A 25,475-nucleotide genomic window follows, 5' to 3' on the forward strand; every position below is an offset into this window, starting at 1 on the left:
CGCATGGCCAGCAGAGTCACCTTCATCGGCGCCGGCAACATGGCCAGCGCCATCATCGGCGGAATGATCGACAACGGCCATCCGGCCACCGCCATCACCGCCACCTCGCCCAGCGACGCCTTCCTGGCGCCGATCCATGAGCGCTACGGCATTCGCACCAACACCGACAACGCCTCTGCCGTACAAGGTGCCGACGTGGTGGTGCTGGCGGTCAAGCCGCAGGTGATGCGCGAGGTCTGCGAGAGCCTGCGCGACACCCTGCAGCGTCTGCGCCCGCTGATCGTCTCGGTGGCCGCCGGCATCGATGCCGAGACGCTGAACCAGTGGTTGGGCGGCGGCCTGCCGCTGATCCGCTGCATGCCTAACACCCCCTCGCTGGTGGGCGCCGGCGCCTGCGGCCTGTTCGCCAACGCCGACGTCAGCGATGAGCAGCGCGCCGAGGCTACCCGGCTGCTCGAGGCCGTGGGCCTGGTCGAGTGGGTCAAGGAGGAGGCGCTGCTCGACGCGGTCACCGCCGTCTCCGGCAGCGCCCCCGCCTATTTCTTCCTGATGTTCGAAGCCATGGAAGAGGCCGGCGTCCAGCAGGGGCTGCCCGCCGACACCGCCCGGCGCCTGGCCCTGCAGACGGCGCTGGGGGCGGCACGCATGGCGCAGCTCAGCGATCAGCCACCGGCCCAACTCAAGCGCAACGTGATGTCGCCCGGCGGCACCACCGAGCGTGCCATCGAGCACCTCGAGCAGGCCGGGCTGCGCGACATCATGCGTGACGCCATGGACGCCTGCGCCGCCCGCGCCCGAGAGATGGCCGAGGAATTCGGCACGCGTTAGGGAAGCGCTGAACAAATCGCCGAGCGAGATGAAGCGCAAGGCGCACGGAGCACAGGAACCGGAGCATATGAGGTATATGTGAGGATTCCGCGCACCGCGCAACGCAGCGATTCGCTCGCGCAGACATTTGTGCAGTGTTTCCTTAGGCTTTTTCCAAAAAGTCGGCAAGATTTTACAAACAAGGAGAGGCCCCATGGGCAATCAGCTGGGAAATGCCGGTCTGCTGCTGATCAACACCCTGATTAATATCTACATCTTCATGATGATGCTGCGCTTTCTGCTGCAGGCGTCGGGCGCGGACTACTACAACCCCATCAGCCAATCGGTGGTCAAGATCACCCAGCCGGTGGTGCGTCCCTTCCAGGGCTTCCTCGGCCCGGTGATGGGGCGCTTCGATATGGCGACCCTGGCCGCCGCCTTCGTGCTAAAGGCGGTGAGCATCGTGGTGATTCTGCAGATCGCCGGCTTCGGCATGCCGCCGGTGGCGGGCATCGCCATCGGCGCGGTGGCGGCCATCGCCAATGCCATCCTCAAGATCTACTTCTTCGCGCTGATCGTGATGATCATCTTGAGCTGGGTGGCGCCCAACGCCAGCCACCCCGGGGCGCTGCTGATCATGCAGCTGGTGGAACCGATCATGGCCCCGGTGCGCAAGGTCATCCCGCCGCTGGGCATGATCGACCTGTCACCGATCGTGGTTTTCATCGCCATCAGCATCATCGATGGTATCGTGGTTGGCTCCCTGACCCGGGCCGCCGGCATCTCTGGCGCACTGGTCGGCCTGTAACGCCCGGGCCCACGCCGCACCCGCACGACTGGACACCGAATAACACAATGCCCGAGCTTCCCCGCGATTCGGTCGGCCTGGTGACGCCCCAGACGGCGCACTTCGACGACCCCCTGGATCTGGCCTGCGGCAAGACGCTGCCGGCCTACGACCTCGTCTACGAGACCTATGGCACCCTCAACGCCGAGCGCAGCAATGCGGTGCTGATCTGCCATGCCCTGTCGGGGCACCATCATGCCGCCGGCTACCACGACGCCGACGAGCGCAAGCCGGGCTGGTGGGACGCCCATATCGGCCCAGGCAAGTCGATCGACACCAACCGCTTCTTCGTGGTCTCGCTGAACAACCTGGGCGGCTGCCACGGCAGCACCGGCCCGATCAGCGAGAATCGCGACACCGGCCGGCTGTGGGGGCCGGAGTTCCCCATGGTGACGGTGGGCGATTGGGTGCACAGCCAGGCCCGCCTGGCCGACCGCCTGGGCATCGAGCGTTTCGCCGCGGTGATCGGTGGCAGCCTGGGCGGCATGCAGGTGCTGCAGTGGACGCTGAGCTACCCCGAGCGTATCGCCAATGCGGTGGTGATCGCCGCCACGCCCAAGCTCTCGGCGCAGAACATCGCCTTCAACGAGGTCGCTCGCCAGGCCATTCGCTCGGACCCGGAGTTCCATGACGGCTGGTACCTCGAGCATGGCACGGCGCCGCGCCGCGGCCTCAAGCTGGCGCGCATGGTGGGCCATATCACCTACCTCTCGGAAGACGCCATGGGCAGCAAGTTCGGTCGCGACCTGCGCAGCGAGGACCTCAACTTCGGCTACGGGGTGGAGTTCCAGGTGGAGTCCTACCTGCGCTACCAGGGCGACACCTTCTCCAACTCCTTCGATGCCAACACCTATCTGCTGATGACCAAGGCGCTCGACTACTTCGACCCCTCCGCGGCCCACGGCGGGGTGCTAGCCAAGGCGCTCGCCCCTTCGCGCTGCCCCTTCCTGGTGGTGAGCTTCACCAGCGACTGGCGCTTCCCGCCGTCGCGTTCCAAGGAACTGGTCGACGCCCTGGTGCGCGCCGGCAAGCCGGTCAGCTACGTCAACATCGACTCGCCCCACGGCCACGATGCCTTCCTGCTGCCCGAGCCGCGCTACCAGGCGGTGTTCGCCGCCTTCATGTCACGCGTGGCCCGGGAGCAGGGCCTGGAGGAAGCTGCCTGATGCGCGCCGACCTGAAACTGATTCACCGCTGGGTGCCGGACGGCGCCCATATCCTCGACCTGGCCTGCGGCGACGGCACCCTGCTGGCCTCGCTGGCCGAGCACAAGGCAGTCACCGGCTACGGGCTGGAGATCGACCCGGAGGGCATCACCGCCTGCGTCGGCAAGGGGGTCAACGTCATCGAACAGAACCTCGACGAGGGGCTCGCCAACTTCGAGGACGACACCTACGACCTGGTGGTGATGACCCAGGCGCTGCAGGCGCTGCGCCGGCCCGACCGCATGCTCGACGAGATGCTGCGGGTCGCCGACGAGTGCATCATCACCTTCCCCAACTTCGCCTATTGGCGCCACCGCGTGCATCTCGGCATCCGCGGCTACATGCCCGTTTCCAAGTCGCTGCCCCACGCCTGGTACGACACCCCCAACATTCACCTGTCGACCTTCAACGACTTTGAACACCTGTGCCGGGAAAAGGGTCTGATCATCACCGACCGCGCGGTGGGCATCCGCGACCACGAGGGGCACTGGACCTCGCGGCTGTGGCCCAACCTGTTCGGCGAGATCGCCATCTTTCGCGTCAGCCGACGGCAGGAGTGAGCCCACCGGCCTGTCAGGGCGCGCCGCCAAGGCGTTGTCCGAAAAGTCGGCGAGCGCAGCCGGCATTCAGGCAGCGCACAACACGATCAGGGGAGGAGCAAGCATGAATCACCAAACCCTTCTGGCCCGCCTGGCCACAGGCCTGGCGCTGCTGTGCCTGGCCCTGCCGCTCCAGGCCCAGCAGTACGAGCGGGTCGACAACTACCAGATCCACTACAGCGCCGTGAGCACCAGCTTTCTCACCGAGGAGGTCGCCGCCGAGCACAACATTCAGCGCAGCCCGGCCATGGCGGTACTCAACGTCAGCGTGCTCGAGGAGCTCGAGGACGGCTCCACCCGCCCGGTGAACGCCCAGGTCGACGGCCAGGTCGGCGACATCGGCGGCCAGGCTGCCTCACCGCTCTCCTTCCGCAGCCTCCGCGACGGCGACAGCATCTCGCAGATCGCCGTCTTCCGCATTCATGACGACGAGCCGATGCGTTTTGAACTGGACGTGCGCTACGACCGCAACCGGGAGCCGGCCAGCGTCAATTTTATCCAGCGCTTCTACATCAACCGCTGAACCCGCCGGAAGGTGCCTCGGGCGACGCTCGCCCGCTCAATCGACGCCGAGCGTCTGCGCCCGGCCCGCGAGCGACACCGGCAGCGCCCCGCCCAGGCGAATGGCGGTGGGCAACTCCCCGCGTCGCTCGATCACGCAGCCGTGGGCCAGCACCTCGACGCCCTCTCCCGCCACCTCGCGCAGCGTCGCCGCGTAGGCCGGGTCGAGGTGCGCCGCCGGGGCCACGTCACCGATACCGGTATGCGCCACGCAGAACAGCAGCACGGCGCGATCGCCACCGGCGGCCAGTGCCGCCAGGGCCTCCAGGTGCCGGCGGCCGCGCTCGCTGACCGCATCGGGAAAGTAGCCGTGCCCGTCGGCCTCCTTCAGCGTCACCTGCTTGACCTCCACGAAGGCCGTCCCCCGCACCGGATCCTCCAGGCGAAAGTCGAGACGCGACGCCTTGCCGTCACCCAGCGCCACCTTCGTCTCCCGCTTGAGGGTGGTGTAGCCGGCGAGCCCGGGGACCCTGCCGGCGCACAGCGCCTCCTCGACGATGCGGTTGGTCCGTCCGGTGTGCACCGAGGCCAACGCCACGCTGCCATCGGGCTGGGGCAGCTCGATCAGTTCCCAGGTCCAGGCCAGCTTGCGCGCCGGGTTGTCACTGGGCGCGAGCCACACCCTGCATCCCGGCACATTGACCGCCCGCATGGAGCCGGTGTTGGGGCAGTGGGCGACGACATCGCGGCCGTCATCGAGGCGCACCTCGGCGAGAAAGCGCTTATAGCGCCGCCGCAGCACCCCGGGGAGGAGCGTCGGGTACTCCATGGCCTAGAGGCGCGCCAGGAAGCGCTCGAGGCGTTCCACAGCCTCCTCGAGCCGGGCGATGCCGGTGGTGAAGGCGATGCGCACATGGCGCTCGCCACCGCTCAGGGCGAAGTCGATCCCGGGCGTGATCGCCACGTTCTCCTCCTCCAGAAGGCGCCGGCAGAAGGCCTGGCTGTCATGGCTGTAGCGGGAGATATCCAGCCACAGGTAGAAGGCCCCCTGGGGCGGCAGCGAAGGCGCCAGGTCGAGGCGCGCCAGCCTCGCCAGCAGGGCATCCCGACGCTGCCCCAGCTCGCGCCGCTGGGTCTCGAGCAGGGCCCGGCACTCCGGCGTGAAGGCGGCCAGCGCCGCATGCTGGGCCGGGGTGGACGCGGCCAGGAACACGTTCTGAGCCAGGCGCGTCAGCGGCTCCACCGCCGCCTCCGGCGCCAGCAGCCAGCCCAGCCGCCAGCCGGTCATGCCGAAATACTTGGAGAAGCTGTTGACCACGAAGGCGTCCGGGGTGATCGCCGCCACCGAGAGCGGCTCGAGGTCATAGCAGAGCCCCTGATAGATCTCGTCCACCAGCAGCTGGCCACCCTTCGCTGCCACCGTCTCGGCCACCGCGCCGAGCTGGCCCGCCTCGAGCATATGGCCGGTGGGGTTCGAGGGCGTGGCCAGCATGGCCAGGCGGGTGGCGTCGCGCCAATGGGCATCGACCAGCGCCGCATCCAGCTGCCAGCCGCTCTCGGGGCCCACCGGCACGGCGTCCACTTCGGCGCCGGCCAGGGCCATGAAGTGGCGGTTGCAGGGGTAGTTGGGATCGGCCATCAGCACCCGGTCGCCGGGGCCCGCCAGCAGCTGGCTGGCCAGCAGCAGCGCCCCGGAGGCGCCGGGGGTGACCAGGATGCGCCGCGGGTCGACCTCAGCGCCGAAGTGCTCGGCGTAGTGGCCGGCGATCGCCTCGCGCAGTGCCGGCAGCCCCGCCGCCGGCGTATAGCGAGTATGCCCTGCGGCCAGGGCCGCCTGGCCGGCGGCGACCACCGGCGCGGGGGTGGGAAAATCGGGCTCGCCCACCTCCAGGTGGATCACATCGTGCCCCGCCGCCTCGCGAGCCTGGGCGGTCTCCAGCAGGCTCATCACACGAAAGGGGGCCACCCGATCGACTCGCGCACTCCACGACATGGCGGACTCCTGTGCAAATTCCGATTTGGCGCGGTCCAAGCCGTGAGGCCGAAAGCCTGGGCGTGCCGCGTCGCTGAATGGCGCATTCTAGCGGCTTTGGCCGGCGGCGGGAAAATGCTATGCCGAACCGGCCCAAGGACGCTGGCAGCGCCAAGGAATGATGAGCGGCAGTATTGCAAACACTGCCATTTTCAGCTAAACAAGCATGCCTTTGGCGTGAGATACCTGGCCCCATCATGGCGGGTATTGATCAGCAGTCACTCAAGTAATGAGGCAGTCCCATGCCAGTAGCAGACAAGAAGACGGAAGCGCCCAAGAAGTTCACCCCGTACGAGTCGGCGGCCGGTGAAGAGTACATGAACGAGCAGCAGCTGGAGCACTTCCGACAGATCCTGCTGGGCTGGAAACAGGAACTGATGGAGGAGGTGGACCGCACCGTGCGCCACCTCCAGGAAGAGGCGAACAACTACGCCGATCCGGCCGATCGCGCCACCCAGGAGGAGGGCTTCAGCCTGGAGCTGCGCACCCGGGACCGCGAGCGCAAGCTGCTCAAGAAGATCAACGAGACCCTCGAGAAGATCGACGAGGACGACTACGGGTTCTGCGAGGCCTGCGGCGTGGAGATCGGCATCCGCCGTCTCGAGGCCCGCCCCACGGCCACCCTATGCGTGGACTGCAAGACCCTGGCGGAACTCAAGGAAAAGCAGCTCGGCGGCTGAGCCGATGCGCTGCCGCTCCCCTCGCGACGGGCACCCCAGGGTGCCCGTTTGCATACCGGCCCAGTGCGACCGGAGTCGCCCATGAATCGCTACCGCGGCCGCTTCGCCCCCACGCCGTCCGGCCCTCTGCACGCCGGGTCGCTGATCGCCGCCCTGGCCAGCTACCTGGACGCCCGCCGGGCCGGCGGCGAGTGGCGGGTACGCATCGAGGACATCGACCCGCCGCGCTGCCCCGCCGGCGCCGCCGATGCCATCCTGCGGCAGCTCGAGGCATTCGGCCTGCACTGGGATGGGCCGGTGACCTGGCAGCACGGGCGCGACCCGGCCTACGGCGCCGCCCTCGAAGCGCTCATCGCCCGGGGGCTCGCCTATCCCTGTAGCTGCTCGCGCAAGCAGTGGCGCGAGTACCCCGTCTACCCCGGCTGGTGCCGAGAGGGCGTGCGCGAGCCCGGCAAGCCGGTGGCCTGGCGGCTGCGCAGCGACCTGGGCCTGCGGCCGGTGGTGTGGCAGGACCGGCTGTTCGGCGAGCAGCGCTTCGACCCCGCCGACCTCGGCGACGTGGTGCTCAAGCGCAAGGATGGCCTGTGGGCCTACCAGCTGGCGGTGGTGGTGGACGACGCCGAACAGGGTATCAGCGACGTGGTTCGCGGCTTCGACCTGCTCGACAACACCCCCTGGCAGCGCCAGCTGCAGCACGCCCTGGGCTATCCCGAGCCTCGCTACCTGCATCTGCCGCTGATCCTGGGAGCCGACGGCCAGAAGCTCTCCAAGCAGAACCTGGCGCCGCCGCTGCCCACCGACGACGACGCGGTTCGCCCGCTGCTGCACGCCGCCTTGCAGGCCCTGGATCAGGCGCCGCCCGAAGCGCTCGCCCGGGCCCCGGTGGCCGAACAGCTCGCCTGGGCCGTGGCCCACTGGGACGTGGCGCTCATTCACCCCGAGCCGGTCCGGCACACCCGCGACGACGATGCCACGGCATCGCCACCGGCCTGAGCGAGGCGCCCGCATGTACGTCTACCGCATCATGCTGTTCCTGGTCTTCGGCGGCTATCTGCTCTCGCCGCTGCTGATGAGCGGCTGGTCGAGCCCCGGCGTGGCCTGGTACCGCCCCTTCGTCATCTGGGGCGTGCTGATTGCCCTGACGCTGTGGCTGGAACAGAAGAGGAAGCTCGATGAGCGCTAGCCTGGCCGGCGTCTTCGCCCTGGGCACCGGCTACCTGCTGGTGCTGTTCCTCTGCGCCCTGGCGGTGGAGCGCGGCTGGATCAGCCTGCGTATCACCCGCCACCCGGCCGTCTACACCCTGGCGCTGGGGGTCTATGCCAGCGCCTGGGCGATCTATGGCAGCCTGGAGCTGGCTGCCAGCGCCGGCTATGGCTACCTGGCCTACTACCTGGGGGTGGCCGGCGCCTTCCTGCTGGCGCCGGTACTGCTGGTGCCCATCCAGCGCATGACCCGCACCTACCAGCTCACCTCGCTCTCCGACCTGTTCGCCTTCCGCTTCCGCTCGCGCTGGGTCGGCACCCTGATCACCGTGATCAGCCTGCTGGCGGTGCTGCCGCTGCTGGCCCTGCAGGTCCAGACCCTGGGCGACGCCATCTTCCTGATGACCGGCGGTGTGGCCTCGCCGGCGCTGCTGGCGCTGGCCTTCAGCGCCCTGATCGCACTGCTCGCCATGCTGTTCGGCGCCCGCCACCGCCGCCAGCATGCCCGCCACGACACCCTGCTGGCGGTGATCGCCTTCGGCTCAGTGGTCAAGCTCGGCGCCATGCTGACCCTGGGCGCCATCGCCCTGTTCGGGGTCTTCGACGGCCCCGCCGACCTGCAGGCCTGGCTCGACGGTCCCGGCCAGGCCTACCAGGCCGGCGTGGTGCAGCCCGATCCGGCCCACTGGCGCACCCTGCTGCTGCTGTTCTTCGCCGCGGCGCTGCTGATGCCGCATATCTTCCACATCACCTTCGCCGAAACCCTGTCGCGGCACACCCTGCTCCAGGCCAGCTGGTCGCTGCCGCTGTTCCTGCTGCTGATGGCACTGCCGGTGCCGCTGATCCTCTGGGCCGGCCAGTCCCTGGGCAGCGACGAGACGATCGGCGCCGCCTACCTGGCCTTCGGCCTCTCGGAGTCGCTGTGGGTCCGGGCGCTGGCCTTCATCGCCGGCCTGGCGGCCACCAGCGGCACCATGGTGATCATCGCCCTGGCGCTGTCGGGCATGATCCTCAACCACGTGCTGCTGGTGGCCCATCCGCCAGACGCTCAGCACAACCTCTATCGCTGGCTGCGCTGGCTGCGCCGGGCGCTGATCGCCGCGGTGATCCTCGGCGGCTGGCTGTTCTATCGCACCGTGGGGGTCCACCACGATCTCACCCCGCTGGGGCTGTCGGCCTTCGTCGGCATGGCCCAGTGCCTGCCGGGGCTGATGGCACTGCTCTACTGGCCGGGGGCCAACCGCAAGGGGATGGTCGCCGGCCTCTGCGTCGGCACCCTGATCTGGCTGGTCGGCATGTGGCTGCCGCTGCTCACCGGCATGACGCCCTGGATCGTGATCCCGCCGGGGCTGGAGGGGCTCGCCGGCGAGCCTGACTGGTACGTGGTGACCCTGGTGTCGCTGGCCGCCAACATCCTGGTCTTCATTCTGGTGTCGCTGGCCACCCACACCTCCGACGGCGAGCGCGCCGCCGCCGAGGCGTGCTCGGTGGACGCGGTGATCCGGCCCAAGCGGCTGCCGCTGGTGGCCACCACCGGCGCCGACTTCAAGCGCCACCTGGCCCCGGCCCTGGGCGAGGAGGTAGCCGAGCGCGAAGTGGAGCGCGCCCTGGCCGACCTGGGACTCTCGCCGCTGGACGGCCGCCCCTACGCGCTGCGCCGGCTGCGCGATCGCATCCAGGCCAACCTCTCGGGGCTGATGGGCCCCTCGGTGGCCCAGGACATCGTCGACCGCCAGCTGCCCTACCGGCGCGGCGGCCAGGAGCCCACCGACGATATCCAGTTCGTCGAGAACCGCCTGGAAGCCTACCGCTCGCGGCTCACCGGCCTGGCTCGGGAGCTCGACGGCCTGCGCCGTTACCACCGCCGCATTCTCACCCGGCTGCCGGTGGGGCTATGCGCCTTCGGCGTCGACGATGAGCTGCTGATGTGGAACGACGCCTTGGCCGAGCTCTCGGGCATCGACGGCACCAGCGTGATCGGGGCCCGGCGCGACGGCCTGCCCGCCCCCTGGGGCGAGCTGCTCGGCCGAATGCTCGGCGAGCAGCACGACCACCTCTACAAGCAGCCGGTGGCGCTGGAAGGCGGCACCCGCTACCTGACCCTGCACCGCGCCGAGCTCCAGGCGGACGACGACATTCGTGGGGGCACCGTGATCCTGATCGAGGATCACAGCGAAATGAAGTGGCTCGAGGATGAGCTGGTGCACGCCGCCCGGCTGGCCTCCATCGGCCAGCTGGCGGCCGGCGTGGCCCACGAGATCGGCAACCCCATCACCGGGATCTCCTCGCTGGCCCAGAACCTGCGCTACGACACCGACGACCCCGAGGTACTGGAAACCGCCACTCAGATCCAGCAGCTCACCGATCGCGTCTCGCGCATCGTCGGTTCGCTGGTGGGCTTCGCCCACGGCGGACGCCATGTGGGCGGCACCCGCTTCGCCCCGGTCGCCATCGCCACCGTCACCGACGAGGCGCTGCACTTGATCCAGCTGGCACGCTCGGGCGAGGATGTGGCCTATCACAACCTCTGCCCCCCCGAGCTGGAAGCCATCGGCGACGCCCAGCGGCTACAACAGGTGATGATCAACCTGCTCAGCAACGCGCGGGACGCCAGCCGGCCCGGCGGCCACATCGTCATCGATGCCGCGCCGGACGGCGAGATGCTGCGGGTGACCGTCACCGACGAGGGGCATGGCCTTGACCCCCACGTCCGTGAACACCTGTTCGAGCCCTTCACGACCACCAAGCCGCCGGGCGAGGGCACCGGGCTCGGCCTGCCGCTGGTCTACAGCATCATTGCCGAGCATCATGGCAGGATCGAACTCGAATCTCCGCCCCCCGGGCATTCCTGCGGCACCCGCATCAGCCTGTGGCTGCCCACCGAACGACAGGATGGTGAAGAGACCGATGAGCCGAATTCTGATCGTTGAAGACGAAGCCATCATTCGCGCCGCGCTGCGTCGCCTGCTGGAGCGCCACGACTACCGGGTCAGCGAGGCCGGCTCGGTGGACGAGGCCCTGGCCCAGGAGCCCCAGGGCTTCGACCTGGTGATCAGCGACCTGCGCCTGCCCGGCGACCCCGGTACCGAGCTGATCGCCCGCGCCGCCCCGGTGCCGGTGCTGATCATGACCAGCTACGCCAGCATGCGCTCGGCGGTGGATGCCCTCAAGCAGGGCGCCGTGGACTATGTGGCCAAGCCCTTCGACCACGATGAGCTGCTCGAGACCGTGGCCCGCGTCCTGCATCAGCAGGCCTCGCAGCGCGCCGAGCCCCCCGATATTACCGACGATGGCGGCACCCGCCAGCAGATGATCGGCGAGTGTGCGGCGATGCAGGCGGTCTATACCCGCATTCGCAAGACCGCCCCGGCCGACGTCACCGTGCTGATCCAGGGCGAATCGGGCACCGGCAAGGAGCTGGTGGCTCGGGCCATCCACCAGCAGAGCAAGCGCGCCGGCGCCTCCCTGATCTGCGTGAACTGCGCGGCGATCCCCGAGACGCTGATCGAGTCCGAACTGTTCGGCCACGAGAAGGGCGCCTTCACCGGCGCCAGCGCGGCGCGTACCGGCCTGGTCGAGGCCGCCGACGGCGGCACCCTCTTTCTCGACGAGATCGGCGAGCTGCCGCTGGACGCTCAGGCGCGGCTGCTGCGCGTGCTGCAGGAGGGCGAGATTCGCCGCATCGGCTCGGTGGAGACCCGGCATGTGAACGTGCGCCTCATTGCCGCCACCCACCGCGACCTGCGCGCCCTATCGAAGACCGGTGAGTTTCGCCTCGATCTCTACTACCGCCTCAACGTGATGCAGATCGACCTGCCGCCGCTGCGCGATCGCGACGAAGACGTGTTGACCATCGCCGATGTTCTCCTGGACAAGGCCTGCCGCCGACACGACCGTGAAGGGTTGCGGCTCTCCCGGGCCGCGCGCCGCGAGATCCGCGACTACCCCTGGCCCGGCAACGTCCGCGAACTGGAAAATGCCCTGGAGCGCGGCGTGATCCTAGCCGAAGGTCATCTGATCCACCCCGACGACCTGGGCCTGCGTCCGAGTCTCCCGGGCGCGTCACGCCCCGTTGCCGAGCCCACGGCCCGAGCGACCGAGTCGATCGAGCTCGAGCCGGACGACGGCAGCGAGGATTTGTCGCTGGAGGACTACTTCCAGCATTTCGTGCTGGAGCATCAGGACCAGATGAGCGAGACCGAGCTGGCCCAGAAGCTGGGCATCAGCCGCAAGTGCCTGTGGGAGCGACGCCAGCGCCTGGGCATTCCACGCAAGAAGCAGGCCCGGCGCAGCAGCGGCTGATGCGTGCCGGCCGCCAAGCCATTTCTAGGCTTCGCCCGAAAAGTCGGCGAGCGCAGCCAGTTTCCAGACGAAGCCTACGACCAATGTCCAAGCGCCCGGGGCCAACCCCTCGGGCGCTTTTTTTGGGTCATCGAAGCGGGAATTGCACCAGGTGTTACCTTCCCACACAGCAGGTGCCCCTTAGTGGCGCAAGATGGGTAACACTCCGCCGGGGGCTTGCCGACGCCGCGCCAGCCGATAACCATAAGGCGCTGTCTTAAAAGGATAAAAAACAATGTGGCACGCGGACTGCAATATCTAGGGCAAGAAAAACAACATCCGGCTGTCACCCGCGCCAACAACAACAACAAGGCGGCCAGGCGAGACAGGGCCCGCACCAACAACAATAACGTCGGGCCGAGAAAGGATGTGGAAGCGGAACCGGGAGTCGCAACAACAACAAGACACCCTCCCACAGCTTCCGCCCTTCGAGGCAACAACAACAACAGCTCGAAGTACCGGATCCATCAGGACGCGATGCGCCCACACCGGCCGCCAACAAGAACAAGGGCCGCAGAGGCGCGCCCTCGGCAACAACATCAACAAGCCGAGGGTAGGCAATTCAGCTTGCCGTCGTGGTTGGATTATTGTTTTGAATACGAGACGGTCGCCACCAGGAACGTCAACAATCACAACAACACTGCTTGCCTGTGTATTCCTTGGTGACTGTGGTGCGTATTCAAGGCGATGCGCCATCACGAAGAAGAAACAGCCGCACGGACGCAGCGTTTTCAGCTTGTCGGAGGAGGCCCACGGGTCTCCTCTTTTGCTGTGCGCGTCCACCATGCTCGAGCCCGACACGCTTCCAGGAGGACAGCGCCCGCCGCGAAGGTGTTTCCCCTAAGTCTCGGGGTCGGCTACACTCTCCCTTTTCGCACCCTGCGAGTCGATATCGCCGCATGTTCAAAGGATTTACCCGCTTTCTGCAGAGCCCTGGCGAGCACTTGAGGTCGCTGTTCGGCCCCGAGGAAGCCGCCGCCGGCGTTGCCGGGCCCCGCATCATCCCGCGCAACGAGCACCCCGTATCGCGCCAGCACTTCAGCGAACCGGCGCTGAAGGTGCTCTACCGCCTGCACAACGCCGGCTACGAAGCTTACCTGGTGGGGGGCTGCATTCGCGACTCGCTGCTGGGCAAGATGCCCAAGGACTTCGACGTCGCCACCGATGCCACCCCGGAGCAGGTGCGCGAGCTGTTTCGCAACTCGCGCATCATCGGCCGGCGCTTTCGCATCGTCCACGTGCGCTTCGGTCGCGAGGTGATCGAGGTCACCACCTTCCGCGGCCGCCCGGGCGACGATCATGGCGACCATATCGCCCAGCAGTCCGAGGACGGCCTGCTGCTGCGCGACAACGTCTGGGGCAACATCCAGGAAGACGCCATCCGCCGAGATTTCACCATCAATGCGCTCTATTACAGCATTGCCGACTTTTCGATCCATGACTTCGCCGACGGCGTTCACGACATCGAATCGCGCACCCTGCGGCTGATCGGGGACCCGACGACCCGCTACCGGGAAGACCCGGTGCGCATGCTGCGCGCCGTGCGCTTCGCCGCCAAGCTCGACTTTCGGATCGCGCCGACCAGCGAAGCGCCGATCTTCGAACTGGCACCGCTGCTGCTGCAGATCCCCCCTGCGCGACTCTTCGACGAGATTCTCAAGCTGTTCATGGCCGGCCACGGTGTCGACACCTTCCGCCAGCTGCGCCACTACGGCCTGTTCGCCATGCTCTTCCCCGAGGCCGAGGAAGCCATGGCCGAGCTGCCCTGGGCCGAGCCGCTGATCGAAGCCGCCCTGGCCAGCACCGACCGGCGCATCCAGGAAGAGCGTCCGGTGACGCCAGCGTTCCTGTTCGCGGCCCTGCTGTGGGGGCCGGTGCAGCAGCGTCAGGCGGCTCTCGAAGCCGACGGCATGCCACCAATTCCCGCGCTGCAGGCCGCCGCCCAGCAGGTCATTTCCCGCCAGCTTCAGCACATCTCGATCCCCAAGCGCTTCAGCCTGCCGATGCGTGACATCTGGGACCTGCAGCAGCGCCTGCCCAAGCGGAGTGGTAAGCGCGCCCAGCAGACGCGCGAGCACCCTCGCTTCCGGGCCGCCTACGATTTCCTGCTGCTGCGCGAGGCTGCCGGCGAAATCCCGCCGGGTCTCGGCGACTGGTGGACCGCCTATCAGGAGGGCGACGAGCACGACCAGCAGCGCCTGGTCGGCAAGGCCCAGGACAGCGCCCCGAGCGGCAACGGCCGTTCCCGGCGCCGACGTCCCCGCAAGCGGCGTCGCCGCAGTGCACCGCCCGGTAACTCATGACCCCGACCGTTGACGCCTACGTGGGGCTGGGCAGCAACCTCGACGCCCCCCGACAGCAGGTCGAGCAGGCGCTGGCGGCGCTGGACCGGCTGCCGCTGACCAGGCGGGTCAGCGCCTCACGCCTCTATATCAGCGCGCCGGTCGGTCCCCAGGACCAGCCCGACTTCGTCAACGCCGTGGCTCACCTGGCGACCCGTCTCTCGCCGCTGGCGCTACTCGACCAGCTGCAGGCTCTGGAGCAGCGCCATCGCCGGGTGCGCCAGAAGCGCTGGGGGCCCCGCACCCTAGACCTGGACCTGCTGCTGTACGGCGACCAGCGCATCGAGACGCCCCGGCTGCGCGTCCCCCATCCCGAGATGGCGGCGCGGGCCTTCGTGCTGGAGCCGCTCGCCGAGCTAGCGCCCTCGCTGCGGCTGCCCGACGGCCGCCGCCTGGCAGCCTTGAAGGCGGCCTTGCCCCGAGCCGAGAGGCCGCAGGTGTTACCCGTTACCCCAAGCGACGAAAAATGTGTTACCTATCGACACGGATAGCGCATTCTGGTAACAATCACGCGCAACGCGGGCGCCGCGGCTCAGGTCGGTCGCCCAGGACAACACGAGAGCACGCCATGAAAACCGTCACCCTCAGCACGCTCAGGACCCGCAAGCAGGCCGGCGAGCCCTTCAGCTGCCTGACCGCCTACGACGCCTCCTTCGCCCGGGCCGCCTCTGAGGCCGGCATCGAGGTGCTGCTGGTGGGCGACTCCCTGGGCATGGTCCTGCAGGGCCACGCCAGCACCCTGCCGGTGACCCTCGAGGATATCTGCTACCACACCCGCTGCGTGGCGCGCGGCAAAGAGGCCAGCCTGCTCATGGTCGACCTGCCGTTCATGAGCAACGCCAGCCAGGAGCGGCTGCTGCAGGACGCCGGCGAGCTGATGCGTGCCGGCGCCGAACTGGTCAAGGTGGAGGGCGAGGCCTGGATGGCGGACGGCATCCGCGAGCTGACCCGCCGCGGCGTGCCGGTCTGTGCCCATCTCGGCCTCACGCCCCAGACCGTCTACCAGCTGGGCGGCTACAAGGTGCAGGGGCGCGACGCCGAGCGGGCCACCCAGATTCTCGAGGACGCTCGCACCCTGGTGGCGGCCGGCGCCTCGGTGATCCTGCTGGAGTGCGTGCCGGCGAGCCTGGGCCGCGCGGTGAGCGAGGCGCTGGACGTGCCGGTGATCGGCATCGGTGCCGGCCCCGACGTGGACGGCCAGATCCTGGTCATGCACGACGTGCTAGGCGTGACCCACGGCCGCACCCCACGCTTCGTCAAGAACTTCCTGGCCGAGGCCGAGGACATCCAGGACGCCTTCCGCCGCTACCACGAAGAGGTCAAGGCGCGCCGCTTCCCGGCCGAGGCGCACTGTTTCTAGCGTTACGCTCAGGAGTCCACCATGCGTACCCTGCGAGAGATACCCGCGCTGCGCGAGGCCCTTGGCGAGTTTCGCCGCCGCGACCAGCGCATCGCCCTGGTGCCGACCATGGGCAACCTCCACGAGGGCCACCTGGCGCTGGTGGAGAGCGCCCGGCGCCAGGCCGAGGTAGTGATCGCCACCATCTTCGTCAATCCTATGCAGTTCAGCCCCGACGAGGATCTCGACGCCTATCCGCGCACCCTGGAGGCGGACCAGTCACAGCTCGAGGAGGCCGGCTGCGACCTGCTGTTCGCCCCCGATACCTCGCTGCTCTACCCCCGCGGCTTGGCTCACCAGACCCGCGTCTGCGTGCCCGAGGTCAGCGAAGGGCTGTGCGGCGGCGCTCGCCCTGGCCACTTCGACGGTGTGGCCACGGTGGTCAGCATCCTGTTCAACCTGGTGCAGCCCGACGTGGCCTGCTTCGGCGAGAAGGACTACCAGCAGCTCGCGGTGATCCGCAAGCTGGTCACCGATCTGCACTTCCCCATCGAGATCGTCGGGGTGCCCATCGTGCGCGCCGAGGACGGTCTGGCCCTTTCCTCGCGCAACGGCTACCTGGATGCCGACCAGCGCCGCCGGGCCCCGACGCTCTACCGTGCCCTGTGCCAGGCCCGCGACGCCCTGGAGGCCGGCGAGCCAAGCGCCGCCGTACTGGACGCCGCCCAGGCGCAGCTCCGTGAGGCGGGCTTTGTCCCGGACTACCTGGAGCTGCGCGCCGCCGACCTGGGGCCGGTGAACGACACCACCCATGACGCCGTGCTGCTGGCCGCCGCCCAGCTGGGCGGCGCGCGCCTGATCGACAACCTGACCCTGACCCTACCGCGCTGAACCGCTGAGTGCGCAGCCGGTACCGTAACACCAAGAGGATTCCGTACCATGTATACCGTCATGCTCAAGGCCAAGCTGCACATGGCCCGCGTCACCCACGCCGTGCTCAACTACGAAGGCTCCTGCGCCATCGACGGCGACCTGCTGGACCTGTCCGGCATCCGCGAGAATGAGCAGATCCAGATCTACAACGTCGAGAACGGCCAGCGCTTCACCACCTACGCGATTCGCGCCGAGGAGGGCTCCCAGGTCATCTCCATCAACGGCGCCGCCGCCCACCTGGCCGGCCCCGGCGACCGGGTGATCATCTGCAGCTACGGCCACTACAGCGAGGCGGAGCTCGACGACCACCAGCCGGCCCTGGTCTATCTCAAAGAGGGCAACGACGTCAGCCACACCAGCAACGCCATCCCCGTTCAACTGGCCTGACGCCCACGGCAGGCACTCGCATGGCGGGTGCCTGACCTGACAGCCTACCCGATACGCCTCGCTGCCCCTCTCCCCTGCCGACTCCCGCCTCTCCCATCTCGCGTCAAGCCCACTATACTGATGACTCCACCCATCGACCCAAGGGGGATTGCCGCACTGCACAACATTCCCCTATGCTGGCAATCGTAAAGACTGCCAACCACCTTCAGGAGTAACCCCATGCAAGACGTGGTGATCGTTGCCGCACGGCGTACCGCCATCGGCACCTTCGGCGGCTCCCTGGCCGGCATTCCCGCCAGCGACCTGGGCGCCCTGGTAATCAAGGACATCCTGGCCAGCACCGGCGTGGCCGGCGACCAGGTCGACGAAGTGCTGCTCGGCCAGGTACTGACCGCAGGCGTCGGCCAGAACCCCGCCCGCCAGGCGGCCATCAAGGCCGGCCTACCGGCTGCTGTCCCGTCCATGACCATCAACAAGGTCTGCGGCTCCGGCCTCAAGGCCCTGCATCTGGCGACCCAGGCGATCCGCTGCGGCGACGCCGAGCTGATCCTGGCCGGCGGCCAGGAGAATATGTCCGCCTCGCCCCACGTGCTGCCCAACTCGCGCAATGGCCAGCGCATGGGCGACTGGAAGGCCGTGGACACCATGGTCCATGACGGCCTGTGGGACGCCTTCAACAACTACCACATGGGCATCACCGCCGAGAACCTGGCGGAGAAGTACGGCATCACCCGCGAGGCCATGGACGAGTTCGCCTCCGCCTCCCAGCAGAAGGCCGCCGCCGCTATCCAGGAAGGCAAGTTCAAGAGCCAGATCGTCCCGGTGGAGATTCCCCAGCGCAAGGGCGACCCGGTGGTCTTCGACACCGACGAAGGCCCGCGCTCGGTAACCGCCGAGAAGCTCTCCAGCATGCGCCCCGCCTTCAAGAAGGATGGCACCATCACCGCCGGCAACGCCTCCTCCATCAACGACGGCGCCGCCGTGGTCATGCTCTGCTCCGCTGAGAAGGCCAAGCAGCTCGGCCTCGAGCCCCTGGCCCGCATTGCCGCCTACTCCAACGCCGGCGTCGACCCGGCGATCATGGGGATCGGCCCGGCCCCGGCCACCCGCCGCTGCCTGGAGAAGGCCGGCTGGAGCCTGGACGATCTCGATCTGGTCGAGGCCAACGAAGCCTTCGCCGCCCAGGCGCTCTCCGTCAACAAGGAGCTGGGCTGGGATACCGACAAGATCAACGTCAACGGCGGCGCCATCGCGCTGGGCCACCCCATCGGCGCCTCCGGCTGCCGGGTGCTGGTGACCCTGCTGCACGAGATGATCGCCCGCGACGCCAAGAAGGGCCTCGCCACGCTGTGCATCGGCGGCGGTCAGGGCGTCGCACTCGCCATCGAGCGCTAAGCCCCACTGCACGCTAGCTATAAGCTGTAAGCACAATGAAATGAGGATCTTCGCAGACTGGCGTGAACAGACTATGTGGGAGGGAGCTTCAGCTCGCGAAGCAGTGCGCAGCACTGCCAAAGGGGCGCCTGCGGCGCCTTCGCCCGGCAGAGCCGGCCTCCCACAATGCAGCCAGAAGCACGGATTCACGCTAAAGTGCGAAGAACCTTTTCTTTCGTTTGCCGCCCTCCATAGAAAAAAACCTCCACGGTTAGACCATGGAGGGTTTTCTTACGGCTTACCGCTTAAGGCTTGAAGCTCGCCGTAGGCGGTCGCTTACAGCGCGGTCTCGGCTTCGGCGGCTTCGAACGCCGCCTTCTCTTCCGCGGTGATCTCCTTAATGGAGAGCTTCACCCGGTTGCGGTTGTCGATGTCGAGCACCTTGACCACCACCTCGTCGCCCTCGTTTAGGAAATCCCGCACGTCGTTGACCCGCTCGGGCACGATCTGCGAGATATGCACCAGGCCGTCGGTCCCCGGCATGATGTTGACGAAGGCACCGAAGTCGGCGATGCGTACCACCTTGCCGCGGTAGAGCTGGCCGATCTCGGGCTCGGCGGTGATCGCCAGCACGGTATCGATGGCCCGCTTGGCCGCGGCCTTGTCCTCGGCGTAGATGCGCACGGTGCCATCGTCGTCCAGGTCGATGGAGGCGCCGGTATCCTCGCAGATCTTGCGGATGGTGGCGCCGCCCTTGCCGATAACGTCGCGGATCTTGTCCGGGTCGATCTTGATGGTGGCCATGGAGGGGGCGTTCTCGGAGACCTCGGCACGACTCTGGCCGATCACCGCGTTCATCTGCTCGAGGATGTGCAGGCGCGCCTCGTTGGCCTGCTGCAGCGCCTGCTCCATGATCTCCTCGTTGATGCCCTCGATCTTGATATCCATCTGCAGGGCGGTGACACCGGCGGACGAACCGGCCACCTTGAAGTCCATGTCACCCAGATGGTCTTCGTCGCCGAGGATATCGGTGAGCACGGCGAAGCCGTCGTCGTCCTTGACCAGGCCCATGGCAATGCCCGCCACCGGCGCCTTCATCGGTACGCCGGCATCCATCAGCGCCAGCGACGAGCCGCACACCGAGGCCATGGAGCTGGAGCCGTTGGACTCGGTGATCTCGGACACCACGCGGATGGTGTAGGGGAACTCGTCGTCGCTGGGCAGCATCGCCTCGACGCCGCGACGGGCCAGGCGCCCGTGGCCGATCTCGCGACGCTTGGGCCCGCCCATGAAGCCGGCCTCGCCCACGCAGTAGGGGGGGAAGTTGTAGTGCAGCAGGAAGCGGTCCTTGCGCTCCCCCTCCAGGGACTCGATCAGCTGAGCGTCGCGCAGGGTGCCCAGGGTGGCGATGACGATCGCCTGGGTCTCGCCGCGGGTGAAGATCGCCGAGCCGTGGGTCTTGGGCAGGGTCCCCACCTCGATGGCCAGGGGCCGCACGGTCTTGTGATCGCGACCGTCGATGCGCGGCTCGCCCTTGATGACCCGGGAGCGCACCACGCGCTTCTCAAGGCTGGCGAAGGCGCCCTTGACCTCGTCGGCGTCGAACTGGCCTTCCTCTTCGCCGGCCAGCTGCTCAACCGCTTCGGTCTTGAGGGCACTCAGCGCATCCTGGCGGGCCATCTTGTCGGTGACGCGATAGGCCTCGCCGATCTTCTGCTCGAAGCCGCGCGCCACGGCCTCCTTGAGCGCGACATTGTCTGCCGGCGGCTGCCAGTCCCACTTGGGCTTGCCGGCCTCGGCGGCCAGCTCGTTGATGGCGGCGATGGCCACCTGCATTTCCTGGTGGCCGTAGAGCACCGCACCCAGCATCTCGTCTTCGAGCAGCTCGGCGGCCTCGGATTCGACCATCAGCACCGCCTTGTCGGTGCCAGCGACGACCATGTCGAGCTCCGAGGAGGTCAGGTCTTCCACGGTGGGGTTGAGGAAGTAGCCCTTCTCCTCGCTGAAGCCCACGCGGGCCGCGCCGATCGGGCCATTGAACGGCACGCCGGAGATGGCCAAGGCCGCGGAAGTGCCAAGCAGCGCAGCGATATCCGGGTCATGATTGCGATCGGTGGAAAGCACGGTACAGATCACCTGCACCTCGTTCATGAACCCCTTGGGGAACAGCGGACGGATCGGGCGATCGATCAGCCGCGAGGTGAGGGTCTCCTTCTCGGTGGGCCTCCCCTCACGCTTGAAGAAGCCGCCGGGGATCTTGCCGACCGCGTAGGTCTTCTCTTGATAGTGGACGGAGAGCGGGAAGAAAGGCTGATTGGGGTTGGCTTCCTTCTTTGCCACCACGGTGCAGAGCACCACGGTGTCGTCCATGGTGACCATCACGGCACCGGTGGCCTGGCGGGCGATGCGCCCGGTTTCCAGGGTGACGGTGCTGCGACCGTACTGAAATGTCTTCTTGACCGGATTCACGGCGACTTCCTTCAACTGTACTTTTCTGTGTTTGGGTCGTTTCGACTCGGCGACCATTTTAGGGGTTGACGCGCCCCGCGGCCACCGTATAGCGACATTTCCACCCTACAGATACAAAACGGGCAGCCCGAAGGCTGCCCGTTTCGTTGTGCTTGCGCGGCTTCGCTTAGCGGCGAAGACCGAGGCGCTGGATAAGCGCCTGATAGCGCTCGAAGTCCTTGCGCTTCAGGTAGTCAAGCAGCTTGCGGCGCTGGTTGACCATGCGGATCAGGCCACGGCGGGAGTGGTGATCCTGCTTGTTGCTCTTGAAGTGATCCTGCAGGCCATCGATGTTGGCGCTCAGCAGGGCCACCTGAACCTCGGGGGAACCGGTGTCGTTCTCGCCACGGCCGAACTCATTGACGATCTCGGCCTTCTTCTCAGCGGTCAGTGCCATCTGTTTCTCCAGTAAGCAATATGCCTAAGTGATAAGTGTAGGAGACCACGCATATTTGCAGTCTCGGCGTTGCTCCCTATTCGGCTGCGGTACTCAGCAGCCGCTTCGGCGCCACCTCCTGTGGCGTCGTCACCGTGCCGAGGCCCAGAAAGGCGCCGTCACGATAGAGCCTTGGCGTCTCGCCGACGGCGAGACCCGTGGTGTCCACCCCGGCCGGCTGGCCGTGGGTCAGTCGCCCTGCGGCCACCACCCCCACCTCGAGACGCGGCAGGTGCTCGACCAGCACGTCCACCGGCAGCAGCGTCGCCTCGCGCTCCGCCTGGCCAGGCAGCGCCTCCAGCGCCTCGAGGCTCCACATGCCCTCGCCGCTGAAGGGCCCGGTCTTGAGCCGACGCAGCGCGCTGATATGGGCGCCGGTACCCAGTGCCAGGCCGATGTCCTCGGCCAGGGTGCGCACATAGGTGCCCTTGCTCACCCTCACCTCCAGCTCGAAGGCGTCGCCATCGAAGGCGAGAAGGCGCGCATCATACACCGTGACGCGCCGCGCTGCACGTTGAACCGTCTTGCCCTCGCGGGCCAGCTCATAGAGCTTGCGGCCCTGGAGCTTCAGCGCCGAATACATCGGCGGGACCTGCTCGATCTCGCCGCGAAAGGGCTCGAGTCCCCCCTCGATGTCGGCCTCGGTCAGCCGTGGCACCCCACGGCGCTCGAGCACCTCGCCCTCGGCGTCGCCGGTGTCGGTGATGACGCCGAGCTCCACCCGGGTGCGGTAGACCTTGTCGGCCTCCAGCAGATGAGCGGAGAACTTGGTCGCCTCGCCGAAACAGACCGGCAGAAGCCCCGTCGCCATGGGGTCCAGGGTGCCGGTATGGCCGGCCTTCTGGGCCTGGAACAGCCGGCGGGCGCGCTGCAGGGCATGGTTGCTGGACACCCCCTTGGGCTTGTCGAGCAGCAGCACCCCGTTGACCGGCAGGCCGCGGCGACGCCTTGCCATCAGTTGCGCTCGCTCCCGTCGCCGCCGTCGTCCTCACCATCGCCGTGCTCGTCGCCGCTGCGGGCGCGGTCGCTCTGCACCGCCTCATCGATCAGCGACGACAGCCGATGGCCGCGCACCACGCTCTCATCGAAATGGAAGCGCAGCTCCGGCACATGGCGCAGCTTGATCCGCTTGGCGATCTGGCCGCGCAGGAAGCCGGCCGCCTGGCGCAGCACCTTGAGGTTCTCCACGACCCGCTCGGGGCTGTCCTCGCCGAGCAGGGTCACATAGACGTCGGCATAGCCGAGGTCGCGGCTCACCGTGACCCCGCTGACGGTGACCATGCCCAGCCGCGGGTCCTTGACCTCGCGCTGGATGAGCACTGCCAGCTCCTTTTGCAGCTGATCGCCGACCCGGTCGGTTCGCTTGAACTCGCGCATTGTCGACTCCTGGAGCGGTTAGAGCGTCCGCTCGACCTTGACCTGATCGAAGACCTCGATCTTGTCGCCGACCTGGACATCGTTGTAGTTCTTCACCCCGATGCCGCACTCCATGCCGTTACGCACTTCCTGGACGTCGTCCTTGAAGCGGCGCAGCGACTCGAGCTCGCCCTCGTAGATGACCACGTTATCGCGCAGCACCCGGATCTTCTTGTTGCGATGCACGGTGCCCTCGACCACCATGCAGCCCGCCACGGCGCCGATCTTGGGCGCGCGGAAGACGTCGCGAACCTCGGCCACACCGACGATCTCTTCCTTCCACTCCGGGGCCAGCATGCCACTCATGGCCTGCTTGACCTCGTCGATCAGCTGGTAGATGACGCTGTAGTAGCGCAGATCCAGGCCTTCGCGCTCGATGATCTCCCGGGCGGCGGCATCGGCACGCACGTTGAAGCCGACCACGATGGCATCACTGGCCAGTGCCAGGTTGGCATCGGTACCGGTGATACCGCCCACGCCGGAAGAGACCACGGCCACCTGGACCTCGTCGGTGGAGAGCTCCTCCAGCGCACCCTTGATCGCCTCCAGCGAGCCCTGGACGTCGGCCTTGAGCACGATGTTGACCTTGGCCACCTCGTCCTGGCCCATCTGGCTGAACATGTTCTCCAGCTTGGCCTTCTGCTGGCGCGCCAGGCGCACCTCGCGGTACTTGCCCTGACGGAAGTTGGCGACCTCGCGGGCCTTCTTCTCGTCAGCCAACACCATGAAGTCGTCACCCGCCTCGGGGGTGCCGTCGAGGCCCTGGATCTCCACCGGCATGGCGGGGCCGGCTTCGTCGACCTGCTGACCCAGTTCGTTGGTCAGGGCGCGCACGCGGCCGTAGTGCAGACCGGCCAGCACGATGTCGCCCTTCTTCAGGGTGCCGTTCTGGACCAGCACGGTGGCCACCGGGCCGCGCCCCTTGTCGAGGCGCGACTCGACCACCACGCCCTTGCCGGGCGCTTCCGGGACCGCCTTGAGCTCGAGCACCTCGGAGACCAGCTGGATCGCCTCCAGCAGCTCCTCGATGCCTTCGCCGCTATGGGCGGAGACGTGCACGAACTGGGTGTCGCCGCCCCACTCCTCGGAGATCACGCCGTGCTGGGAGAGCTCGTTCTTGACCCGGTCCGGGTCCGCGCCCTGCTTGTCGATCTTGTTGACCGCCACCACCAGCGGCACTTCAGCCGCCTTGGAGTGTTCGATGGCCTCGACGGTCTGCGGCATGACGCCGTCGTCGGCAGCCACTACCAGGATGACCACGTCGGTGGCCTTGGCCCCGCGGGCCCGCATGGCGGTGAACGCCGCGTGACCCGGCGTATCCAGGAAGGTCACGCCGCCGTGATCGTCCTCGACGTGGTAGGCGCCGATGTGCTGGGTGATGCCGCCGGCCTCACCGGTGGCCACCTTGGCCTTGCGGATATAGTCGAGCAGCGAGGTCTTGCCGTGGTCGACGTGACCCATCACGGTCACCACCGGCGAACGGGTGATCTCCTCGCCCTCGTAGGAGATGCCCTCGAGCACCTCGGTCTCCAGCGCATCGTCCTTGACCAGCTTGGGCTTGTGGCCCATCTCTTCCACCACGATGGCGGCGGTGTCCTGGTCGATGGTCTGGTTGATGGTCACCGCCGCGCCCATGGTGAACATGGTCTTGATGACTTCGTTGGCCTTGATCGACATCTTGTCGGCCAGGTCGGCGACGCTGATCGACTCCGGGATGGAGACCTCACGCACGATGGGCTGGGTCGGCTTCTGGAAGCCGTGCTTGCCACCGCTCTGACCGCCGCCACGACGGCTGCCGCGGCGCTCGGCGCGCTTGGCCTTCTTGCCACCGCGACGCCGCTCTTCGCGATCGCCCCGATCGTCATCGTCACGGCCGCCGCGGCCCTTCTTGGCCGCCGCTTTCTTGGGCGGCGCGGTGCGACGGTCGCTGCGGCCCTCCTTGGGCGGCGCCGGCGGCTGCTCGGCGGCGGGCTCGCTCTCCTCGAGCTCGGGCACCGGCACCTCGGGAACCTCCGGCACCTCGGCAGCCTTCTCTGCCTCGAGCTTGGCGGCGGCCTCCTGGGCGGCCTGCTCGGCGGCGCGCGACTTGGCTTCCTCGGCCTCGCGGGCCTCGCGCCGCGCCTCGGAATCGGCCATGTCGCCGACCAGCTGACGCGGACCGGTCTCTTCTGCCGGCGCTTCCTTGGGCGCCTCCTCTTCGGTGCGCTTGACGTAGGTGCGCTTCTTGCGCACCTGCACCTCGATCGACTTGCCGCGCTCACCGGTCTTGATCCGGCTGCGGGTCTTGCGGGTCAGGGTGATGCGATTCTTCGCCCCGGTCCCCTTGGTGCCATGGCTCTTGGTCAAAAAGTCGAGCAGCTGCCGCTTGTCCTCTTCGGACACGGCGTCGCTCTCGGACTTGTGCTCGAGCCCGGCTTCTTTCATCTGTTCCAGCAGGCGGGGCACATCGCGGCCCACCTTTGCGGCAAAATCCTTAACGGTCATTTCTGACATCTTGACCCTCCTCAGCCCGTGACCCGTTGTCT

The 25,475-nt window shown here is 67.6% G+C and carries 23 protein-coding genes; 16 read left to right on the plus strand and 7 right to left on the minus strand.

Features of this window, described 5'->3' with window-relative positions; translation table 11 throughout:
• Positions 1 to 3 precede the first annotated feature (3 nt).
• The 5 genes from proC (at position 4) to ACZIYR_RS17795 (ending at position 3,981) form a co-directional block, all read left to right on the plus strand.
• Positions 4 to 828, plus strand: coding sequence for a pyrroline-5-carboxylate reductase (proC, locus tag ACZIYR_RS17775; RefSeq protein WP_483527581.1), 825 nt, complete (start codon positions 4 to 6; stop codon positions 826 to 828).
• 193 nt (positions 829 to 1,021) lie between these two features.
• Positions 1,022 to 1,615 (plus strand): YggT family protein, encoded by a 594-nt coding sequence (locus ACZIYR_RS17780; RefSeq protein ID WP_473031675.1) that lies wholly within the window; start codon positions 1,022 to 1,024, stop codon positions 1,613 to 1,615.
• Between the two features lie 47 nt (positions 1,616 to 1,662).
• A complete protein-coding gene (gene metX / locus ACZIYR_RS17785; RefSeq protein ID WP_473031676.1) occupies positions 1,663 to 2,820 on the plus strand; it encodes a homoserine O-succinyltransferase MetX in 1,158 nt (385 codons plus the stop codon).
• Positions 2,820 to 3,419 (plus strand): methionine biosynthesis protein MetW, encoded by a 600-nt coding sequence (gene metW / locus ACZIYR_RS17790; protein ID WP_473031677.1) that lies wholly within the window; start codon positions 2,820 to 2,822, stop codon positions 3,417 to 3,419. Before metX ends, metW begins: the two co-directional genes overlap by 1 nt.
• Positions 3,420 to 3,522: 103 nt before the next feature.
• Positions 3,523 to 3,981, plus strand: a complete 459-nt coding sequence (locus tag ACZIYR_RS17795; RefSeq protein WP_473031678.1) for a DUF4426 domain-containing protein — start codon at positions 3,523 to 3,525, stop codon at positions 3,979 to 3,981.
• Between the two features lie 36 nt (positions 3,982 to 4,017).
• On the opposite strand, the gene sfsA is transcribed toward ACZIYR_RS17795, so the two are convergent.
• A complete protein-coding gene (gene sfsA, locus ACZIYR_RS17800; RefSeq protein ID WP_483527582.1) occupies positions 4,018 to 4,788 on the minus strand; it encodes a DNA/RNA nuclease SfsA in 771 nt (256 codons plus the stop codon).
• A gap of 3 nt (positions 4,789 to 4,791) precedes the next feature.
• Positions 4,792 to 5,952, minus strand: a complete 1,161-nt coding sequence (locus ACZIYR_RS17805) for a pyridoxal phosphate-dependent aminotransferase (RefSeq protein WP_483527583.1) — start codon at positions 5,950 to 5,952, stop codon at positions 4,792 to 4,794.
• Between the two features lie 281 nt (positions 5,953 to 6,233).
• On the opposite strand from ACZIYR_RS17805, the gene dksA reads away from it, so the two are divergent.
• The 11 genes from dksA to ACZIYR_RS17860 all read left to right on the plus strand — a co-directional run bounded on the left by dksA (position 6,234) and on the right by ACZIYR_RS17860 (position 18,611).
• Positions 6,234 to 6,671 carry an RNA polymerase-binding protein DksA gene (gene dksA / locus ACZIYR_RS17810; RefSeq protein ID WP_238978710.1) on the plus strand — a complete coding sequence of 146 codons (438 nt, stop codon included), beginning with the start codon at positions 6,234 to 6,236 and terminating at the stop codon, positions 6,669 to 6,671.
• Between the two features lie 81 nt (positions 6,672 to 6,752).
• Positions 6,753 to 7,664: a tRNA glutamyl-Q(34) synthetase GluQRS gene (gluQRS, locus tag ACZIYR_RS17815; protein WP_473031679.1), complete on the plus strand. Its 912-nt coding sequence runs from the start codon at positions 6,753 to 6,755 to the stop codon at positions 7,662 to 7,664.
• A gap of 13 nt (positions 7,665 to 7,677) precedes the next feature.
• The gene (locus ACZIYR_RS17820) at positions 7,678 to 7,854 is read left to right on the plus strand and encodes a hypothetical protein (protein WP_167119311.1); all 177 of its coding nucleotides are present in this window, start codon (positions 7,678 to 7,680) and stop codon (positions 7,852 to 7,854) included.
• A complete protein-coding gene (locus ACZIYR_RS17825; protein ID WP_483527584.1) occupies positions 7,844 to 10,804 on the plus strand; it encodes an ATP-binding protein in 2,961 nt (986 codons plus the stop codon). The genes ACZIYR_RS17820 and ACZIYR_RS17825 overlap by 11 nt, the downstream gene beginning before the upstream one ends.
• The gene (locus ACZIYR_RS17830) at positions 10,782 to 12,176 is read left to right on the plus strand and encodes a sigma-54-dependent transcriptional regulator (RefSeq protein ID WP_483527585.1); all 1,395 of its coding nucleotides are present in this window, start codon (positions 10,782 to 10,784) and stop codon (positions 12,174 to 12,176) included. Before ACZIYR_RS17825 ends, ACZIYR_RS17830 begins: the two co-directional genes overlap by 23 nt.
• A gap of 938 nt (positions 12,177 to 13,114) precedes the next feature.
• Complete coding sequence (gene pcnB, locus ACZIYR_RS17835; protein ID WP_483527586.1) at positions 13,115 to 14,518, plus strand: polynucleotide adenylyltransferase PcnB; 1,404 nt, start codon at positions 13,115 to 13,117, stop codon at positions 14,516 to 14,518.
• A complete protein-coding gene (folK, locus tag ACZIYR_RS17840) occupies positions 14,515 to 15,048 on the plus strand; it encodes a 2-amino-4-hydroxy-6-hydroxymethyldihydropteridine diphosphokinase (protein ID WP_483527587.1) in 534 nt (177 codons plus the stop codon). The genes pcnB and folK overlap by 4 nt, the downstream gene beginning before the upstream one ends.
• 77 nt (positions 15,049 to 15,125) lie before the next feature.
• On the plus strand, positions 15,126 to 15,917 hold the full coding sequence (panB, locus tag ACZIYR_RS17845) for a 3-methyl-2-oxobutanoate hydroxymethyltransferase (protein WP_483527588.1): 792 nt from the start codon (positions 15,126 to 15,128) through the stop codon (positions 15,915 to 15,917).
• A 21-nt stretch (positions 15,918 to 15,938) separates the two neighbouring features.
• On the plus strand, positions 15,939 to 16,787 hold the full coding sequence (gene panC / locus ACZIYR_RS17850; RefSeq protein WP_473031684.1) for a pantoate--beta-alanine ligase: 849 nt from the start codon (positions 15,939 to 15,941) through the stop codon (positions 16,785 to 16,787).
• Between the two features lie 48 nt (positions 16,788 to 16,835).
• The gene (gene panD, locus ACZIYR_RS17855) at positions 16,836 to 17,216 is read left to right on the plus strand and encodes an aspartate 1-decarboxylase (protein WP_473031685.1); all 381 of its coding nucleotides are present in this window, start codon (positions 16,836 to 16,838) and stop codon (positions 17,214 to 17,216) included.
• 219 nt (positions 17,217 to 17,435) lie between these two features.
• Positions 17,436 to 18,611 carry an acetyl-CoA C-acetyltransferase gene (locus tag ACZIYR_RS17860; protein WP_473031686.1) on the plus strand — a complete coding sequence of 392 codons (1,176 nt, stop codon included), beginning with the start codon at positions 17,436 to 17,438 and terminating at the stop codon, positions 18,609 to 18,611.
• 315 nt (positions 18,612 to 18,926) lie between these two features.
• On the opposite strand, the gene pnp is transcribed toward ACZIYR_RS17860, so the two are convergent.
• The 5 genes from pnp to infB all read right to left on the minus strand — a co-directional run bounded on the left by pnp (position 18,927) and on the right by infB (position 25,443).
• Complete coding sequence (gene pnp, locus ACZIYR_RS17865; protein ID WP_483527589.1) at positions 18,927 to 21,059, minus strand: polyribonucleotide nucleotidyltransferase; 2,133 nt, start codon at positions 21,057 to 21,059, stop codon at positions 18,927 to 18,929.
• A 166-nt stretch (positions 21,060 to 21,225) separates the two neighbouring features.
• Positions 21,226 to 21,495 carry a 30S ribosomal protein S15 gene (gene rpsO, locus ACZIYR_RS17870; protein ID WP_473031688.1) on the minus strand — a complete coding sequence of 90 codons (270 nt, stop codon included), beginning with the start codon at positions 21,493 to 21,495 and terminating at the stop codon, positions 21,226 to 21,228.
• A gap of 76 nt (positions 21,496 to 21,571) precedes the next feature.
• Positions 21,572 to 22,489, minus strand: coding sequence for a tRNA pseudouridine(55) synthase TruB (gene truB / locus ACZIYR_RS17875; protein WP_483527590.1), 918 nt, complete (start codon positions 22,487 to 22,489; stop codon positions 21,572 to 21,574).
• Positions 22,489 to 22,911, minus strand: coding sequence for a 30S ribosome-binding factor RbfA (rbfA, locus tag ACZIYR_RS17880; RefSeq protein ID WP_483527591.1), 423 nt, complete (start codon positions 22,909 to 22,911; stop codon positions 22,489 to 22,491). The genes truB and rbfA overlap by 1 nt, the downstream gene beginning before the upstream one ends.
• Positions 22,912 to 22,929: 18 nt before the next feature.
• Entirely contained in the window at positions 22,930 to 25,443 is a 2,514-nt protein-coding gene (infB, locus tag ACZIYR_RS17885; RefSeq protein WP_483527592.1) for a translation initiation factor IF-2, read from the minus strand.
• Between the last annotated feature and the right edge of the window lie 32 nt (positions 25,444 to 25,475).

The organism is Billgrantia sp. NRB1, assembly GCF_056921725.1.